Below are 17,363 nucleotides of genomic sequence, written 5' to 3'. Positions count from 1 at the left end.
CACCCACCGCCGGCCGGAGCGCTCCCGGAACCCGCGGCCTGCCGCGAAGACGGGCGAGCACGGGACGAACGGCGGGCGGTCGGCGATACTGGAGGCATGTACGAGGAGAGGCCGGCGTGCCTGCCCGGCGCGGTCGTCTGGCACGCCACGGTTCCCGCCGGTGCGCCCCTGCGGGTGCTTCCGGACGGGTGCATGGACCTCGTATGGACCGGTGAGGCGTTCCTCGTCGCCGGCCCGGACACCACGGCGCACCTGGTGGACAGCACCCCGGACACGGGCTACACGGGGGTGCGTTTCCCACCGGGAACAGCGCCCGCCGCGCTGGGCACACCCGCGCACGAGCTACGGGACCAGCGGGTGCGGCTGTCCGACATCTGGTCCGAGGCCCGGGTCCGGTCCCTGACGCAGCGCGCCGCCGATTCCACGGCGCCGGCGGGACTGCTGGACGCTCTCGCCGCGGACCTGCTGCGTGCCAGCGGCCCGACGGACCCGCTGGCCGGGCTCGTCACCAGGGGCGCCCGCGCCGGCCTACCGGTGTCCACTCTGGCGCGGCGGGCCGGGATGAGCGAGCGTCAGCTCCACCGCCGCTGCCTGGCCGCGTTCGGGTACGGCGCGAAGACCCTGGCCCGCATCCTGCGGATGTGCGAGGCGTTGGACATGGCGCGGCGCGGCGTGCCGTGGGTCCGGGTGGCTGCGCTCACGGGCTACTCCGACCAGGCCCATCTGGTGCGGGAGGTCCGCTCCCACAGCGGGCTATCTCCCAGCGCTCTGGTCACGTAGCCGGGAGCGCGGCGAACAGGTCCACACCGTTGCCGTCCGGGTCGTGGACCACGGCGTAGCGCTGTCCCCAGAACGCGTCCCAGGGGTCCTTGCTCCCCTCGTAACCGGCCCCCACGAGCTCGTGGTACACGCGGTCCACCTCTGCCGGGCTGTCGCAGCGGAACGCCAGGCTGGCCCGCGGGCTACCGCCCTTCGGCGGCTCCCAGTCCGGGTCGAAGGAACGGACCGTGTCGACGGTGTCCCACGCGAGCCGCACGCCGGGGGCGAGCTCCGCCTCCACGTGCGGCTGGGTGTCCGCCTCGGGCGGGATACTGAGGCCGAGGCGGCGGTAGAACTCCAGGGAAGCGCCCATGTCGGCCGCGACCAGGCCGACCAGTTCGAACGATGGTGTCATGCCGGCAGGCTACGGCCGGGGCGCGGACGGTGTCTTGAACGGATCGGACACGCCCGGGCGGTACAGGCCGCCGTTGCCGGGAAACCTAGCCGGACCGGACGGTCAGGAACTTTTCCCCGCACACGGAATTGACCATTCGATTGCCGGAAGATGCGGTTTGTTTCCGGATTCGCGGCAATCCTCCGGAAAACGGGGCCGCGATTCCGGAGGAAGAGCCGTGCGCAACGGACGTCGGCGCAACTCCCCGAGCGGCTACGGCCGCCACCCGCGCCGCGCGGTACGGGTGGCGGCGTTCCTCGCCACCACCGCGCTCCTCACCAACGCTGCCGCCTGCGGAGGATCCAGTTCCCCCACCGGCTCCGCGGGCCCGAGCGGTTCCGCGGACCCGGCCGCGCAGCGCGGGCCCGGGCTGGACCGCCAGCAGCACGAACGCGTCACCACCCTCCTGGACCGCCACACGGCGGAACACGAGGGACGCATGTCCGTGGTGGCACGCGAGGCGGACAGCGGTCTCACCTACAGCTACGGGAAGCACCGCGCCTTCCACACCGCCAGCCTGGTCAAACTGGAGATCCTGTTCCTGCTGCTCCTGCGGGCCGAGGAGGAGGACCGCGCGCTGACCGGACGGGAACGCTCCCTGGCCTCGGCCATGATCCGGTCCAGTGACAACGGCGACACCGACGAGCTCTACACCCGTGTCGGCGCCGCCGAGGCGATGGCCGAGGGACACGACCTTCTGGGGCTGGAGCGCAGCGGACCCAGCGGCGACGCCCGGTGGGGCGTCAGGACGACGACGGCCTCGGACCAGATGCGCGTCCTGCGCGCACTGGTCACCGACGACAGTCCCCTGACACAGGCGAGCCAGGACTACGCGCGGGAGTTGCTCGCCGACGTCGCGCCCGGGCAGTCGTGGGGCGTCTCCGCCGCGGCGGGCCCGAGCGAGGAGGTGGAACTCAAGAACGGATGGCTCCCCTGGCGGGCCGACTCGGGGCGCTGGGTCGTCAACAGCGCCGGCCACATCGTGGGTGAGGACCGCGAGTACCTCGTCGTCGTCCTGTCCGGCCACCACCGCGACTACTCCTCCGGGATCGCCCGGGTGGAACACGTCGCCAGCGAGGTCGTCGACGCCCTCGACACCGCCGCGGAGTGAACGCAGGGTCCCGTACGGGGCGCGCGGAGGGATCCCCGGCTTCCGCGCGCCCCGCCCCCGGAATCACACGTGCTCCCCGGACGGGAGGATCGCTCTCCTTCCGACCGGGTGCCCCGCATCGGGGGGCGCAGCCGATGCGCACTCCGACACGTCCCCGCCCCGAACCGGGCGGGGGCGACGGAGCCCTCGGGTCACCCGTTGGACTCTCCGGACGCCGCGGCGACGGCCACGGACGGCCAGGCAGCGAGGTCGGCGAGCATCTGGCGGTCGTGTGTGGCGACGACGACGGCGGCCGGTGTGCCGCGCAGTGCCTCCGTGAGCTTGTCGACGAGCAGCGACGACAGGTGGTTCGTGGGTTCGTCCAGGATCAGCAGGTCGGGCCGCTCGGCCAGGCACAGCGCGAGGTGAAGGCGGCGCTTCTGCCCCTCCGACATCCGCCCGACCGACGTACGCAGCGCCTCGGCGTCCAACAGCCCCGTACCGCCCAGGGACACGACCTCGGACTCGGACACCTCGCCCCGGGAGACGAGCCGCTGGGTGTACGACCGGTGGATCTCGTGCGCCTGGAGGTTCTCCTCCCAGGACGGGACCTCCTGGGACAGGTACGCGATCCGGGCGCCGCCGGCCCTGCGCACCAAACCGGTCGTCGGGGTGACCTCGCCGGCCAGGACCCCGAGCAGCGTCGATTTCCCCGCCCCGTTCGGCCCCGTGACGAGCAGGCGGTCACCGCCCGTGAGTTCCAGGGAGACCGGTGCGTGCAGGCGCTCCGCGACGCTCACCCCGTCGCACCCCAGCAGGGGCGTTCCGTTCTTGGTGGGCAGGGTCGGCCACCGCAACGACATCGGTGGCCGGGGGACCGTGATCCGGTGCGCCTCCAGGGCCTCCTGTTTGCGCCTGAGCTGCTGGACCACTCCGGGAGCGTGCGACTGGCGCTGGTGCTTTCCGGTCCCCTTGTCCGGCCGCCAGCCGGTGGAGAGCCGGTTCCGCGCCTCCTGCGCCGCCTGTGCCAGCCTGGCGTGCTCGGCCCGCTGGGCCTCGTACTCGTGGGTCCACCGTTCGCGTTCGCGCCGGCGTCCCTCCTGCCATCCCTCGTACCCGCCGGGGAACAACCGGGGGCGTCCGTCCATGCTCGGGTCCAGGTCGAGGGTCTCGTCGATGACCTCGCGCAGGAGGGCGCGGTCGTGGGTGACGAGCGCCAGACCGCCGGGGTGCGACCGCAGTCGCGCGGCGAGGAACTCCTGCGCGCCGGAGTCGAGATGGTTGGTCGGCTCGTCCAGCAGCAGGATGTCGTGGTTGGCGCCCAATACGCACGCCAGCCGCACCCGGTAACGCTGGCCGACGGACAGGGTGGCGAGTTCCCGGTCCCGGTCGGTGCACGCTCCGAGACCTTCCAGGGCGACGTCGATCCGGCGTTCGGCGTCCCAGGCGTCGAGCCGCGTGGCGGCGTCGAGCGCCTCCGCGTACAGGGCGTCCGCGCCCTCGTCCCCGTTCTCCAGCCCTTCCGTGGCGCGGTCCAGCGCCCGAAGGGCCATGTGGGACAGGCGCACCGACGCGGCCGCCAGGGTTCCGACGGTCTCACCGTCGCCGGAGGCGAGCGACTGGTGGACGACGCCCACCGTGCCCGCACGTTCCACCCGGCCGTCGTCGGGTGCGAGGTCTCCGGAGAGGACGCGCAGCAGCGTCGTCTTGCCACGACCGTTCTCACCCGCCAGCGCGATCCGCGACCGGTGGGAGATCGTGGCGTCGACGTCGGACAGGACGGGGCTGCCGCCGAGGACGACCCGGATACCGCGAGCGCGGATGTGGGCGCTCGCACCGGCCGGGAGTCGCCCCGCCGTTCTCAGTTCGGAGAGAAGTTCGTGTGTTGGGCGGCCGGACAGCCGGCCGCGGGAGGGAAGTGCTTCCATGGTGTGCTCCACGTGTCGCGGCGGAGCCGGACAGCACGAACGCGCCGCCCGGCATGACTACCGGGACGGCGGACACACGAGGGAAAGGCTCAGTGCCGCGCCGTCAGGCGCGGGGACGGAGCCTCAAGGAAGCGGTAAACACGCGGGACAGCTTATCCACCGGAGCCGACGGCCGGAAAGGGAATTAGTGCAAGCCCCGCGCAGCGGACGGAGCGGGGATTGCCGGACTCGTCCCGAACACCCACGCGCCCTCCGGAGAACGGCGCTACGCACGTGCCGCTCGGATGCGGACAACGACAGGCCGAGGCCGCGGTTCCGCGTCTCGGCTGCTAACCGTCACACGTCGGGACCGCATCGGTCGTCCAGCGTGTCCAGGGCGTGCTTCCACGGGAACCGGCTGCGTGCTTCCGTCCCTCCGCCCGGTTCGTGGGGTTCGAACCCGCCCGGGCCGAGGAGGACCGAGACGCCCTCGGCGCGTAGCTCCGCAACGCTGTTCAGCAACGGCGCGCGTCTGGCGTAGGCGGCATTGACGAACGGCAGGACCACCAGCGGGATACCCAGACCGATCGCCTCGTTGACGACATCCAACGCGTAGGTGTCGGCGATCCCGCAAGCAAGCTTGTTGATGGTGTTGAAACTGGCCGGGGCGATGATGATCGCGTCGGCCCTGGGTGAGCGGGGGCCACCGTGGGCGCTGCGTACCACGCGACCGGTCTGCTCGTGCAGGGCATCGGTATTGATGAAGGCGAGCGCTTGCGGGGTCGCGATGACCTGGACGGTCCATCCGCGCTGGTGGGCCTGGTTGATGAGCGTTGCGACGTCATCGGCAGGGCCCGCTGCGCAGACCACCACGTACAGCGTCTTGCCCTCCCGCATCAGTTCAGTCCAGCTCTGTGGGCGAGGCCGGTGATGTTGCTGCTCAGGTGCCCGGAGGCCCGCGTTCCGATGTCGTTGATGAGGTCATGGACATCGGGGCGGACGCTGAGTTCCTCGCTGGCGAACTGTTCCGCCGCCGCCAGCGACTCGTAAGCCTTGTCGAGCTTGCCCCACTGGCTGTAGGCACGGGCCGCATCGACGAACAGAGTGACCTTGCGTTCCATGACATCGATGGTGTCAGGGTGGATACGACGCGCGTAGTCGATTGCGCTTCCCGCATCGCCAAGCGTGACGGCGGCATTGACCCGATGGAGCAGGACATTTGTCGGCCCGAAGGCGGTCCAGTGGTGGTTGTGGTCGCCTCCCAGGCGCCGACCGACCGTTTCCGCTTCGTCGAGCAGCGCGTAGGCTTGTCTCCGGTCTTCGTGCTGTGCTGCGGCGATGGATCCGCTGAGCAACAGTGCCCCGTATACCGAGAGTGATCCAGACGAAGGATTGTCGGTTTCCTGCTCGACCCGTTCGGCCGTCGTGGTGGCCAGTTCCGTGGCTGTCCTATAGCAGCGATCCTTCGTCAAGGCACGGATAATGACCCGGGCGCTAGCTCCGATGGTTGCGAGGCTCGCGCTACGCTCGGCCATTCGCATACTCCGGTCGGCAGCCAGCCATGCAAGGCCGCGTTCCTCGGACTTCAGTAGGACGCTGGCGGCGGTGTGGTACGCCTCGGCCTGGAGCGCGCGCACACGCATTAGCGAATCGCCGTCATAGTTGCTGACCGCAGCTTCCAGTCGGCCCAGCAGTTCTGGTAGCCGTGCGACTACGTTGGAGTGTCGGCATGCCTGGTAGTCGGATTTCGCCGTATGCACAGCAGTTACGAGCGACCGAAGGTCGATGCGTTCGGTGGTGTGCGGTGAAGACGTGGAGGAGGCACAGGTATAGCGGGTCAGCGTCCTAGCGATGGCGTCAATACCGGTCGGTGGTCTCGTTGCTGCTTGGACGGCGGCCGAACCGGCAAGGCCGACAAAGTCGCGTCGTCGCACACGGTCCTCCTCTGCGAAGATCTCCACACTCGGCTGAACGGGCGTGGACATATCGGTAGGGGTGGAGGCGTTTTCCCCAGTACGAATTTCCGGGTTCTGCGGAGCTAGACCGAGCAGCATTCGTTCCGGGTCCGGCATGTCCAGTCCATCGGCGACGCGCTCAATGACGCCGAAGGCGGTCATGTTCTTGTGACCGTTCATGATCTCGCTCACCCGCCCCTGCGCGATTCCAGTCACCGTAGCAAGTTTGGTCTGGCTGGCACCGCCGTACTTCTGGGCGAACCGCAGGAGACCAGCCATATCGCGGTCTCGCAGGATACGACGTGTCTCTTCCCGCTTCCATGCCCATGACGGGATCGTGATGGGCTCGAACGCTTTTCCCGCCATTGGTGAATCCTCGCTCCCATAAACCGTTGCGACCACCCTCATTATCTCTAACTGAGATATCCCGCAGGGATGGGTTACGCCCTACCCGCAGCGGCACCGTGGTTGGGGAATTCAAAGAAAGACCTCCGCGAGAGTGGGAGCTCCCCGGAGGTATGGCCACCGACTGATGAGGAGTCGATGACAGTGCCCCAGTTTATTCGCACCCTCGCGTCCCTGTGGACGCTGCTTCTGATGCTGGCTGTCGCCCTGTTCCCGCCCACGCGGTATCGGGATCGCTACCAGCGCCTGGAACCGCGCGTCGCGGTGCCGCTTGCGCCTCGCCGTCGGGCGGCAGCACGCCGCTTCACCGTGCCACCGCCCCGGGGTGGAACCCACGACCAGGCCGGGATCCCCTGCCGGGACATGGACAGCGGCATGGTCCCTTCAGCCGCGTTTCCCGAGCCCGAGCTGCTCGACCCTGAGGAGCACAGCCCCGTGCGGCCTTATGTGACCGAGTTCGAGCGTCACCGCCAACGGCGGGAGGAAGAGGGGGCCTGTCCGGCCTGTGGCGCTGCCGTCCCCGCGCCGGAACCTTCCGCCCCACCGGCCCACGAGGACGGGCTGGACGACGTGCGCGCGGAACTCTCCCCGCTGGTGCGGCAATGGCTATCCCAGCGCGAGCAGAAGAGCACGGTGGGGGTGGTCCGGTGAGTACCCCCGCACCCTGGCCCGCCCCGTTGCTGCGTCCGGGTGATGTGGCCGAGGCCTTCGGCGTGACCACCTCCACCGTCAACACCTGGGTACGCGAGGGCCGCCTGGCCCCGGTACTGGTTACCCCGGGCGGGCACCGCCGGTTCGCGCCCGGTCAGGTTCAGGACCTGATGTCCGCCACCAACCAGGACCAGGGAGGTGGCCAGGCGTGAATCTCACCCCGCAGGAGCGCCGGGAGTTGCGTGACCTGGTGGAGCAGCTCGTCCAAGCTACCGAGGGTCACGCGTTCTGGCTCAACCAGGTCCGCGCGACCATCCTCGCGCTGCGCGACCGATTGGACGCCTGGCTCGGCGAGGAGGACCACGACACCGACAGAAGTGACGAGGACACGGGGGCGATCTCTCACCAGCGCGAGGCTGGGGGTGGTGGCCCGTGCGAGGAGTAGAGCCCGGGTGGGAACCCGGCATGTGGGTGCGGTTCTGCGGGGAGCCCGACGGCATCACCCCGTGGGATGTCGTCACACAGCAGGCTGACGGGATGCTACGGATCGCTCCCAGCGACAGGATCGGCGATGTCCACACGGTCACCGTCCACCCGGACACGGTGGAGCGCCTTTCCGGTGGGGATATGTCGTATCTGCAGTGCCGCTGGCCCGTGGGACTGCGGGTGCGGCTGCACGCGGCCGGTTCCACCGTGCACGTGGTTACCGGCCACACACCCCAGCCCGGCACGGCTCAGGGTGACGTCCTCGTACGGCCCGTCAGAGGTGGGCCGGTGCGGCATGCCAACCCGCGCATCCTGACCGACTGGATCCCGGTCGAACTCCAGGAATAGAACCATCACGGAACGCGTACCTTTTCTCGACCGGGCGCGCAACGGGGGGGGGGTGTGCGTGGCGGCGCACACCCCCACATCCCCCGGGGTGCTTCTGTCTTCCCCTCGGCATCCGAGAGTGGTCGGTTTTCCGTGGTCTCATGGGGATGTGTCGATAGCAGCGGAACGGTACGGTCAGATCCTGACCGCATTCACCGGAACACCGGCCATGTGGGGTTGCAAAAGAATAACGCCACGCATTGTTGCAGGTGGCGAAGGGTGAGCCCCACGCACGTGGGGATGGACCCGGAGTCTGCGCGCTGGTGGAGTTCGAGGACGGGTGAGCCCCACGCACGTGGGGATGGACCTGGAGGCCGCCCCCCATGGGTGAGGAGATCTACGTGAGCCCCACGCACGTGGGGATGGACCCGGTCCCGCGCAACCGGCCCGGCACTGGTGCGGCGTGAGCCCCACGCATGTAGGGATGGGGCCGGGTGAGGTCATCTGTGAGCTGTGCTGGCAGCGGGTACACACACGGGCGGGAGTATGGTCGCGTTCTCAGCCTCGATGTCCCAACGGGATCGCGCTGGGGCGTAGTCGGCAGGGTGTGCGTCGTGAGGACGGATGTGGTCTCCTGGCCTCGTCGCGGTGGTGGATGCCGCGCCGCCTAGCAGTGGTCCGTTTGTGAGGGGTGTGCGTGCTATGTCCGAATATCCAGAAGTTGCACACACGGGCATGCGCGCGACCTAGAAGACCAGGTCAGAGAGGATGCTCCCCGCGCACGCGGGGATGGACCCACGGCCGGACGAACACCCTCAACACTCGCCTCATGCTCCCCGCGCACGCGGGGATGGACCCGGTTGGGCTTGCATTTTGGACGTGCCGAGCTCATGCTCCCCGCGCACGCGGGGATGGACCCCGCGCGGTCTCCGGCGAGATCTTGTACGCCTTATGCTCCCCGCGCACGCGGGGATGGACCCGCCGCCCGGGTCTGGACGGGCTGGCCGCCCTCATGCTCCCCGCGCACGCGGGGATGGACCCTGCTGTGCGGCACGGAGGGCACTGCAAATTGCATGCTCCCCGCGCACGCGGGGATGGACCCCCAGCCGCGCGTACGATACAAACGGTGAACGAATGCTCCCCGCGCACGCGGGGATGGACCCGACCGGAGTCCACAATCGAGCTCGGCCAAACCATGCTCCCCGCGCACGCGGGGATGGACCCGACTACCGGTCCGCCCGCGGTGAGGACGGCCCATGCTCCCCGCGCACGCGGGGATGGACCCGCGTTGAGGAAGCTCACCGGAGCGCCCCACGCATGCTCCCCGCGCACGCGGGGATGGACCCAGTACGCGACGTTTTCGCGCTTCTCCCTTTCAGATGCTCCCCGCACACGCGGGGATGGACCCAACGCCTACCGGTCGAAACGGCGCATCGCTGAATGCTCCCCGCGCACGCGGGGATGGACCCCCGGCCGTGGCCGCCCACCAGGAGCAGCTGCGATGCTCCCCGCGCACGCGGGGATGGACCCTGGTGTGTGGTGTAAGCACCGCGGCCGAACCAATGCTCCCCGCGCACGCGGGGATGGACCCCGGCTGGGTCCGCGGGCGGTGGAGCTGCCCTCATGCTCCCTGCGCACGCGGGGATGGACCCGCCTACAAGACTCTCTTCCTTGATGGCGGTACATGCTCCCCACGCATGTGGGATACAGGCCGTCCACCCACGGGTGCCTCCGCCTCCGCATCTCGACGCCCGAGGGCGGGCCGGTCCGCCGCGTCACGGAAGCGGCGTGGCCGGACACACGTGTGACGCGCGAACACGAAAAAGGGCCACCGTCTGGGAAGTCCTGCTTCCCAGACGGTGGCCCTTTCACCAGCGAGGTTCTCTCGCCAATGCTCTGTCGGGGTGGGGAGATTCGAACTCCCGGCCTCTTCGTCCCGAACGAAGCGCGCTGCCAAGCTGCGCTACACCCCGAAGCAACGTCGGCCAGTGTAGCGGACGTGGCGACTGCTCGCACACGCGGCGGACCAGCACGCGCCACCGGCCGGTCCCACCGTCAACCGCGCAGCCTCCGCAGCGCCTCTCTCGCCCGCTGGGCCTCGGGCACACCGAGGTCGTCGAAGATCTCGGCCGCCGCTGTGACGTGGGCGAGGGCGTCGTCGGCCGGGACGCTCTCCTCCGGAAGGGAACCGATCCCCAGCAGGGCCCGCCCCTCGATGTGGCGTTCGTTGCGTTCCCGCGCGAGCCGCAACCCCTGCGCGTGGGCCTCGTACGCCTCGGTGTGGCGGTGCGCGCGCGTGTAGGTGTCGCCGAGGTCCACCCGGACCTCCGCCTCGGCGCTGCGCTGCTCGGTCTCCTCGCCCAGCTCCAGGGCGCGCAGGTGGGACTCTATGGCGGAGTCGAGCGCACCCGACTCCCGCAGGGCGACAGCCCTGCTGTTGTGGATGTAGATCTCCCGCGTCTGGACACCCAGGAACTGGGCCAGCTGCAGCCCCTCGTCCAGCTGCGCGAGCGCCTGGTCGTAGTGCCCGCGGGTGGTGTTGATCTCACCGAGGATGCGCAGGGCACCGGAACGGGTCGTGGTGTGCTCCTCCTCGGAGCTGGTCTGCAGCGCCTCCTCGGCGAACCGCGCGGCCCGCTCGCACTCCCCCAGGGTGTGGTAGACCACGCTTATGTTGAGCCGCTGCAGGGTTTCCAGGTGGCGGTCCCCGACGGAGACGGCGTACTCGAGGACCGTCCATAAGCACGACAGGGCGTCGTGGAACCTCCCCATCCGCTCGTAGACCAGCACCAGGTTCCCGTAGGCGCGCACCTCACCCTCCCGGTCCCCGAGCGAACTGAGGATGTCGCGCGCCTCGACCAGCAGCCGGAGGGAGACGTCGAACCTCCCCGCCAGGCAGTGCGCTATCCCCAAGCCGATGAGCGTGACCGCGCTGCCCCGCTGGTTCCCCTGGGAGCGGTTGGCGGAGAGCGCTTTCTCGTGCGTGGACAGCAGCAGCTCCGTCTCGCCGTGCGAGGCGTAGAACCGCCACAGCGAGTCCGCGAGCTTCCAGGCCTTCTCCCCCTCCTCCGAGACAGCGTAGAAATCGACGGCCGAGGCCAGGTTCTCCTGGTGGCGTTCGAACCAGGAGATCGCCTCGGCGACGCTGGAGATCTCGCTCCGGTACCGGGAGGCGTTGATCCTCTCGGTGTCGTACTCGTGCGCGCGCGGCCCCAGCCACGCCGCCGCCCGGTTCGCCATGTCGAGGTAGTGGTCCGCGAGCCGCAGCCGCGCGTTCTCCAGCTCGAAGCCGGGAAGCTCCTGCAGCGCCTTGTGGCGCGCGTAGGTCCCGATGAGGTCGTGGAACCGGTAGAGGTCCACCCCCAGCTCGTCCAGGAGGCACACGCTGACGAGTTCCTGCAGCAGGTCGTCCGACTCCGGCAGGTCGCGGTCCAGCAGCACCGCCGCCCCGTACAGGTCGATACTGCCCCCGAGCATCGCTCCGAGCGTGAGGAAGGCGTTGCGGTGCGGAATGTCCAGGCTCTGGTAAGAGAGTTCGAACACCGCCTCGACGCTCTGCCCGTCGACCCGCAGCTCGCGGAAGCGGCGCTGGTGTTCGCTCAGCCGCTTCTCGACGTGTTCGAACGTCCACCGCGGCCGGCTCAGCATCCGGCCCGCGATGATCCGCAACGCGAGCGGGAGGCCACCGCACAGCCGTGCCACCGCCAGCGCGCGTTCGTACTCGCCCTCCACGCGGTGCGCCCCCAGGACGGTGGAGAACAACCGCAGCGAGGCGTCCTCGCCCAGCATCCCGAGGGAGAGGTACTGCACCCCGCTGAGGCCGGGCAGTTCCTGGCGCGTCGTCACCACGGTCAACGACCCCGCGGCCGCCGGGAGGAGCGGTGACACCTGGGCGAAACTCGCCGCGTTGTCCAGGACGACGAGGCACTTCCTGCCGGCGAGCATCGCCCGCCACAACGCGGAACGCTCCTCCACGGACTCGGGGATGGCGTCCGGTTCGACACCGACAGCCCGCAGCAGGCTCCCCAGCGCCGACGACACCGTCAGCGGGTCCTGGTCGACGTTGTAACCGTACAGGTCGATGAAGAACTGCCCGTCCGGGAACTCCGCGTCCAACCGGTGGGCGGCGTGCACGGCCAGGGTGGTCTTCCCGGCGCCGCCGGGCCCGGTGACCACCGCGACCTCGGCCCGCTCCTTGCGTTTCCGGCCGAGGTCCAGCAGGTTCTTCAGATCCCCCTCCCGGCCGGTGAAGTCGGGGATGTCGCGCGGCAGGTCGTTGCGGGAGACGAACTCCGGCGCGGCCTCGGCCTCCGGGTCGGAGGGAGGGGCGGCGGGTTCCACACGCAGCGGCACCGTGTCCACCGTGGCCGGGGACGGCGCCGCCACGGCTTCGGTGTCCTTCAGGATCCGCTGGTGCAGTTCCATGACCTCCGAGCTCGGGTCGACCCCCAGCTCCTCGGACAGATGCTGCTGGGTCTCGTGGAACACGGTGAGCGCGGACGCCCGCTGCCCGCTCTGGTACAGGGAGGCGATCAGCAGGTACTGCAGCCGTTCCCGCAGCGGGTCCTCGCGCACGAGGGGAGTGAGCCGGGTGACGACGTCCGTGTAGTGCCCCAGGGAGAACGCGCACTCGGCCCAGGAGGTCAGCGCCACCCAGCGTTCCTCCAGCAGCGGCTGGCACACGGTGTACCAGACCGTCTCCGAACCGGTCCCGGAGAAGGGGTGGCCCCGCCAGCAGGCGAGTGCGTCCTCCCAGAGCGCCAGCGCCTCCTCGGAGCCCGACGCCGCCTGCGCGCGCGTGGTCAGCTGCCGGAAACGGTGCAGGTCGACGCGCGCGGGATCGACCCGCGCCAGGTAGCCCCCCGCCGTCGTCTGGATCATGTCCGGGAACGCCCGGCGCAGGTGCGAGATCTGCACCTGGACGACCGAACGGGCGGTCCGCGGCGGGTCGTCGTCCCACAGGAAGTCGATCAGCCGCTCTACTGTCACCTCCCTGCCCAGGTCGACCAGCAACGCGCCCAGGACACACCGCTGACGCGGACCGCCCACGCGGACCGCGTCGCCTTCCTCGGACCACGCCGAAATAGGGCCGAGCACGCCGAATTGCACGGATGGCACTGTAGCAAGGCCCTTTATTTCCGGTACGGGAGAAGAAAGAACTCACCCCGCCACCGTCGGACTGTTTTTCCAGGTGGCGGAGGTGAGCTGACGGTTTCCCTCAGGATTGGCCGTCCTCTTTCTCGTTTTCCGTTTCCTCCTCGGGGGATGTTTCCGTCCTACGGTCCGGAACCGGCTCGCCGTACGGGTCGAGCTTGGCCACTGCCGGCTCGCCGACCCTGGTTCTGTTCTCCGCGGGGGCAACAACCGTCGCGGTCATATCCGCACTCCTCACACTGGGTTTCCCATGGGCTGTGCGGGATTCGGCTACCGGAACATCACGGCCAGTCGATCTCCTCGATCTCCTCGGTGTCCTCCTCGGCCGGTTCCCTCTCCTCGACAGGACGCGGGTCGTCGCTGATCGGGTCCAGTTTGGCGTGTACCGGTGGGAGGAGCCCCTCCCCCTCGAGATCCGCGATGATCTCCAAGAACTCTTCCCCCGGCGTGGAGGTCAGCTCGGCAGTCGACATCTCTCGTTCCCATCCGCACGTGTGGTGAAGGACGGGGGTGTGGGACCGTCCTATCCGTAACGACCGGGCCGGGCGCCCGCGAGGTACTCACGCGGACACCGCTCCCGCTGAACACCGTTCACGCTAGAGAGAGCGCCTTGTGGCCAAGTTTCAGTCCGCTTACACCCGGGAATCGGGGAGAGTCCCGCCGGCGCCAGCCGCGGGACCGCGTCCTTGTTGTCTTCCCGGAAACCCCCTCGTCCACACCGGAGCGGCCGGACGCGTACTCCGGAAGCCACGCCCGGACGGTTGCGCATACACTTCGTTCCCGTGGCACACCACGCACCCACCCCCAACGACGATCCGGGGCACATCCTGCCCCGCAGCACCGCCGCGCGGGTCGTCCTCGTCACGGTATCCGGTGTCCTCGCCGGCGCCGTCACGCTGGCCACGTGGGCCATGGGTGGCCTCGCCCGCGCGTCCGACGCGGACCGGGTGCTCCAACCCGGCTCCCCCATGAAGAACACGATGTTCACCCTCACCCCGCACGAGGCGGTCAGCTCCGCTGGGGCCGGCCCCGAGGGAACCCCGGGCGTGGAGGTACGAGCCGAGCTCACGTCCCACGACGACGAGCCCTTCCGCCTCAGCGAACTGCGGTCGACCATCGAGGCCGACCTGTCCCCCGGCGGAACACCTCCCGACGAGTTCTCCCTGGTGTTCGAGCGCGCCCCCGAGCTGCCCGTCACCAGCATCCAGCCGCACATGCCGGAGACGGTTCTCATGCGCTGGCCGCTGCCCTCCGGTGGTTCCGTCCCGGAGGAGTTGGAGGAGATCACGGTCGCCGTCAGCGAGGCCGAGCACAAGCCGGGGTTCGCCGACCGGAGCTCCCGCTGGTTCGCGACCAGCGACACCGCCGCTGAGGTCACCCTTCCCGTCACTCAGGAGTGAAGGCCATGTCCCGGTTCGTCCACTGGACCCTCACCACCGTCATCAGCGCCACTCTGATCGCGGCGATCATGGGCGCGCACCGGATGATCCCCTCCGCCGAGGAGCTGACCGAACCGGTCACGTACTCCGGCACCGCCGGAACGGCGGTGGACGCCGAGCGGTTCACGCTCACCGTGGACAAGGTGCAGCTCGCCCGCAGCGCGGCGGACGCCGACAGCACCGGAGGCCCGCAGCCGATCGAGGCCAACGGGGTCTGGGTGATCGTCTGGGCGACGGTGGAGTCCACCCGGACGACCCTGACCTCCGTCCACCCGGAGCTGGACACCGGCACGGGCGCCACCTACAGCGGCAGTTCCTGGTTGAACAACACGCTCAGCGGTACAGCCGCGCGCTTCGACCCCGGTATACCGCGTTACGGCGCGTTCGCCTTCGAGGTGCCCGAGGACCAGCTCGCCGACCCCGCACTGCGCGTCGCCCTCTCCGAGTCCGCGGAGACACGGCTGGCCGCCCAGGCCGAGGCCGACCTGGAACTGGAAGGTGAGGAACTCACCCGAAGGATCGACACGGCGGACGAATCCGTCTCACTCCCACCGACCGAAACCCGCTAGGTGGTGCGCCGGACATGTCACACCCCGATCCCCGCAACCACGGTCACCCTCCTCCCGCTCCACCGCCGCACCCCGGAGCGTGGGGTACCCCACCGGCACCGCCGGGAACACAGCCTCCCCGGCCGCCGACACCGCCCCCTGGCCCACCACCACCCGGGCCGGGCGGCGGCGCTCCCCCGCCGCACCAACCACCGTCCGGCCCGCCGCGCACTCCCGCCCCCGCGGGTCCGAGGCGGGCCGCGCCCCTGTGGAAACGCCTCCACCTGCCCTACGTCCTGGCGTTGCTCGTGCTTCTGCCCGTCACCCTGGGGGTGCCGTGGTGGCTGGAGCGCCGGTCCGTGCTCGCCTCCGGGTTGATGCCGCCGTCAGCGGCCCCTGTCGACGGGACCACTACCGAGCTCGCCGGGAGCCAGTGGGAGATCAAGGGCGTGGTTCTCGACGCGACCGGTGAGTTCCTCGACGCTCCGTCCGACGGTCAGCGGCTCGTCGACGCGGTCTTCACCGCCACCCCGGAAAGCGCCGAGGCGGGGGAACGCCTGGAGGCCTCCTGCCGGTTCCGCGCCGTGGACGACCGGGGACGTTCCTGGACCCCCACGACCGAGTACACGTCCCGCAGCCTCCCGGACGGGGCGGTCTCGGGTCTGAACGGGTGCCGGGGCCTGGAACTTCCCGAGCTCGAGGCCGGAACCGAACGAGGCGTCGTGGTGAGTTACCTGGTCCCCGAGGACGCCGTGGACTCACTGCGGTTCGAGGTCCGGGTGGACACGCGCGACGACGCATCCGAGCCCGAACCCGAGGCGGCCCTGTTCGACCAGCCGCCGGAGTAGGCACTGTTCGGCGGACGCCTGTCCTGCCGCGCGGCAGGACAGGCGTCCGCCGGTCAGGGGCCGGGCTCACTCGGCGCGGACCGGCCGTCTGGCGCGCCGCCCGGTGCTGCTGGCGCTGATCCGGCGCAGGATCAGCTCGAACGTGGCCGCGAGCAGGCACACCCGCAGCAGCTCGTGCAGCGCGTCCACACCGATGGTGACCGGCTCCAGCCACTGCCACCACCAGCCGAGGAAGTCCGCGGGGCCGACGAGGACGTAGATCCCCCGTTCCAGCCACCCGGCGCCCAGCTCCATGAGTGTGTAGTACAGGCAGAACGCCAGGTAGAACACCGGGCTGACCCGCAGGATGAGCCGGAAGGAGTTGAGGAACGGGGTGTACTTGTCGTGCAGGTCGCGTCCCGCGAACTTCCCGATCCCACGCACCATTCCGGGGGTTCGGCCGACCGCCTTCTCCAGCCGCTCCCCTCGGGACCCCTTGCGGAACAGCGACTCGTGTTTGTCCAGCTCGGCCCCGAAGACGACCGCGGCGATCGTCAACCACAACAGCGGCCCCAGCAGCCCCTCCTTCAGGTCGCTCCAGACCGCGGCGGCCACCGCCAGCGCGGCGGGATAGCTCACCTCGAAGGGCAGGGGGAATGCGTCGTTCACCCACCGCAGGAAGTCCTGGAGGCCGTGCTGCATCCCCTCCCACACGACACGGTCGGCGAGCCACGCCTGGCCGCGGTCGATCAGCTGCGCCACGGAGAACACCATCAGGAACATCCAGTTGGCCTCGAAGACCGCCGTCAGCAGCCCGAGCACGGTGTTCCCGGTGCTGTTGTAGTAGCGTTCGACCACGAGGCGCAGGCACCAACAGGCCAGCGCGAACGCGAGGGGAAGGCCGAACGCGCTGAGTTCGGCCGTTTCCACGTAGCCGGTGATCCCGCGCTCGTTGACCAGGTTCTGGCTGTAGGTCCGGAACTCCTCGGCGTACATCCCCCAGGCGCTGTAGAACACCAGGAACGGCAGGATCGCCATCGCGACGGCGTCCACCACGACGCGTTCCCCGCGGGACTTGACCGGGCGGGCGCCGACGAGCTCGGTGTCCACCACCGGAAGTCCCGGACGCAGCATGTGGAACATGAGGATGGTGGTCGCCAGGGTCACCAGGGTCGCCAGGCCGAGCCCGAGCAGACCCACGACAGCGTTGATGTCGGAGATCCACACCATGCCGCGCAGCAGCATCCCGTGCAGGAAGGTGCCAGCGGTGTACACGCACAGCAGGGGTGCCCAGTACCGCCTCACCAGGTCGAGGGTGTATACCGGGATTCTCACGGCATCCATCGTCACTCTGGCCATCG

At 69.7% G+C, this 17,363-nt stretch carries 17 protein-coding genes, 1 tRNA gene and 1 CRISPR repeat array; of the genes, 9 read left to right on the top strand and 9 right to left on the bottom strand.

Annotated features, from left to right (window positions below; genetic code table 11):
* The first annotated feature begins 96 nt into the window (after positions 1–96).
* Positions 97–780, top strand: a complete 684-nt coding sequence (locus FHX37_RS19750; RefSeq protein ID WP_141925701.1) for a helix-turn-helix transcriptional regulator — start codon at positions 97–99, stop codon at positions 778–780.
* Here FHX37_RS19750 and FHX37_RS19745 read toward each other — a convergent pair.
* Positions 773–1,174: a VOC family protein gene (locus tag FHX37_RS19745; RefSeq protein WP_141925700.1), complete on the bottom strand. Its 402-nt coding sequence runs from the start codon at positions 1,172–1,174 to the stop codon at positions 773–775. The two genes, FHX37_RS19750 and FHX37_RS19745, sit on opposite strands and share 8 nt — an antisense overlap.
* 217 nt (positions 1,175–1,391) lie before the next feature.
* On the opposite strand from FHX37_RS19745, the gene FHX37_RS19740 reads away from it, so the two are divergent.
* Positions 1,392–2,324 (top strand): serine hydrolase, encoded by a 933-nt coding sequence (locus tag FHX37_RS19740; protein ID WP_170181651.1) that lies wholly within the window; start codon positions 1,392–1,394, stop codon positions 2,322–2,324.
* Positions 2,325–2,515: 191 nt separating this feature from the next.
* Here the strand turns inward: FHX37_RS19740 and FHX37_RS19735 are convergent, their stop codons facing one another.
* The 3 genes from FHX37_RS19735 to FHX37_RS19725 all read right to left on the bottom strand — a co-directional run bounded on the left by FHX37_RS19735 (position 2,516) and on the right by FHX37_RS19725 (position 6,531).
* The gene (locus FHX37_RS19735) at positions 2,516–4,231 is read right to left on the bottom strand and encodes an ABC-F family ATP-binding cassette domain-containing protein (RefSeq protein WP_141925698.1); all 1,716 of its coding nucleotides are present in this window, start codon (positions 4,229–4,231) and stop codon (positions 2,516–2,518) included.
* Between the two features lie 336 nt (positions 4,232–4,567).
* Positions 4,568–5,107 carry a flavoprotein gene (locus FHX37_RS19730; RefSeq protein WP_141925697.1) on the bottom strand — a complete coding sequence of 180 codons (540 nt, stop codon included), beginning with the start codon at positions 5,105–5,107 and terminating at the stop codon, positions 4,568–4,570.
* A complete protein-coding gene (locus tag FHX37_RS19725; protein WP_141925696.1) occupies positions 5,107–6,531 on the bottom strand; it encodes a helix-turn-helix domain-containing protein in 1,425 nt (474 codons plus the stop codon). Before FHX37_RS19725 ends, FHX37_RS19730 begins: the two co-directional genes overlap by 1 nt.
* A gap of 183 nt (positions 6,532–6,714) precedes the next feature.
* On the opposite strand from FHX37_RS19725, the gene FHX37_RS19720 reads away from it, so the two are divergent.
* Genes FHX37_RS19720 through FHX37_RS19705 form a run of 4 tightly spaced genes read left to right on the top strand, consistent with a single transcriptional unit; the run spans position 6,715 to position 8,055 of the window.
* Entirely contained in the window at positions 6,715–7,221 is a 507-nt protein-coding gene (locus FHX37_RS19720) for a hypothetical protein (RefSeq protein ID WP_141925695.1), read from the top strand.
* Positions 7,218–7,433 (top strand): MerR family transcriptional regulator, encoded by a 216-nt coding sequence (locus FHX37_RS19715; RefSeq protein WP_170181650.1) that lies wholly within the window; start codon positions 7,218–7,220, stop codon positions 7,431–7,433. The genes FHX37_RS19720 and FHX37_RS19715 overlap by 4 nt, the downstream gene beginning before the upstream one ends.
* Entirely contained in the window at positions 7,430–7,666 is a 237-nt protein-coding gene (locus tag FHX37_RS19710) for a hypothetical protein (protein WP_141925693.1), read from the top strand. Before FHX37_RS19715 ends, FHX37_RS19710 begins: the two co-directional genes overlap by 4 nt.
* Positions 7,654–8,055, top strand: coding sequence for a hypothetical protein (locus tag FHX37_RS19705; RefSeq protein ID WP_141925692.1), 402 nt, complete (start codon positions 7,654–7,656; stop codon positions 8,053–8,055). Before FHX37_RS19710 ends, FHX37_RS19705 begins: the two co-directional genes overlap by 13 nt.
* Before the next feature lie 747 nt (positions 8,056–8,802).
* Positions 8,803–9,686: a CRISPR direct-repeat array (repeat unit 29 nt; unit sequence ATGCTCCCCGCGCACGCGGGGATGGACCC).
* Between the two features lie 247 nt (positions 9,687–9,933).
* Here FHX37_RS19705 and FHX37_RS19700 read toward each other — a convergent pair.
* From FHX37_RS19700 to FHX37_RS19690, 4 genes are all read right to left on the bottom strand, one after another.
* Positions 9,934–10,007 (bottom strand) — tRNA-Pro (locus FHX37_RS19700).
* A gap of 82 nt (positions 10,008–10,089) precedes the next feature.
* A complete protein-coding gene (locus FHX37_RS19695) occupies positions 10,090–13,143 on the bottom strand; it encodes an AfsR/SARP family transcriptional regulator (protein ID WP_246062451.1) in 3,054 nt (1,017 codons plus the stop codon).
* A gap of 109 nt (positions 13,144–13,252) precedes the next feature.
* Positions 13,253–13,411, bottom strand: a complete 159-nt coding sequence (locus FHX37_RS23025) for a hypothetical protein (protein WP_170181649.1) — start codon at positions 13,409–13,411, stop codon at positions 13,253–13,255.
* A gap of 58 nt (positions 13,412–13,469) precedes the next feature.
* A complete protein-coding gene (locus FHX37_RS19690) occupies positions 13,470–13,661 on the bottom strand; it encodes a hypothetical protein (protein WP_141925691.1) in 192 nt (63 codons plus the stop codon).
* A 309-nt stretch (positions 13,662–13,970) separates the two neighbouring features.
* Between FHX37_RS19690 and FHX37_RS19685 the strand changes: the two genes are divergently transcribed.
* The 3 genes from FHX37_RS19685 to FHX37_RS19675 all read left to right on the top strand — a co-directional run bounded on the left by FHX37_RS19685 (position 13,971) and on the right by FHX37_RS19675 (position 16,023).
* Positions 13,971–14,588 (top strand): hypothetical protein, encoded by a 618-nt coding sequence (locus FHX37_RS19685; RefSeq protein ID WP_141925690.1) that lies wholly within the window; start codon positions 13,971–13,973, stop codon positions 14,586–14,588.
* Positions 14,589–14,593: 5 nt separating this feature from the next.
* Entirely contained in the window at positions 14,594–15,196 is a 603-nt protein-coding gene (locus FHX37_RS19680; protein WP_141925689.1) for a hypothetical protein, read from the top strand.
* A 287-nt stretch (positions 15,197–15,483) separates the two neighbouring features.
* A complete protein-coding gene (locus FHX37_RS19675) occupies positions 15,484–16,023 on the top strand; it encodes a hypothetical protein (protein WP_394344525.1) in 540 nt (179 codons plus the stop codon).
* 66 nt (positions 16,024–16,089) lie between these two features.
* Here FHX37_RS19675 and FHX37_RS19670 read toward each other — a convergent pair whose 3' ends face one another.
* The gene (locus FHX37_RS19670; RefSeq protein WP_246062450.1) at positions 16,090–17,337 is read right to left on the bottom strand and encodes a hypothetical protein; all 1,248 of its coding nucleotides are present in this window, start codon (positions 17,335–17,337) and stop codon (positions 16,090–16,092) included.
* Between the last annotated feature and the right edge of the window lie 26 nt (positions 17,338–17,363).

This window comes from Haloactinospora alba (assembly GCF_006717075.1).
GTDB lineage: Bacteria > Actinomycetota > Actinomycetes > Streptosporangiales > Streptosporangiaceae > Haloactinospora > Haloactinospora alba.
Note: the sequence above shows the minus strand (reverse complement) of the source record. Positions and strands in the feature narration are given on the sequence as shown.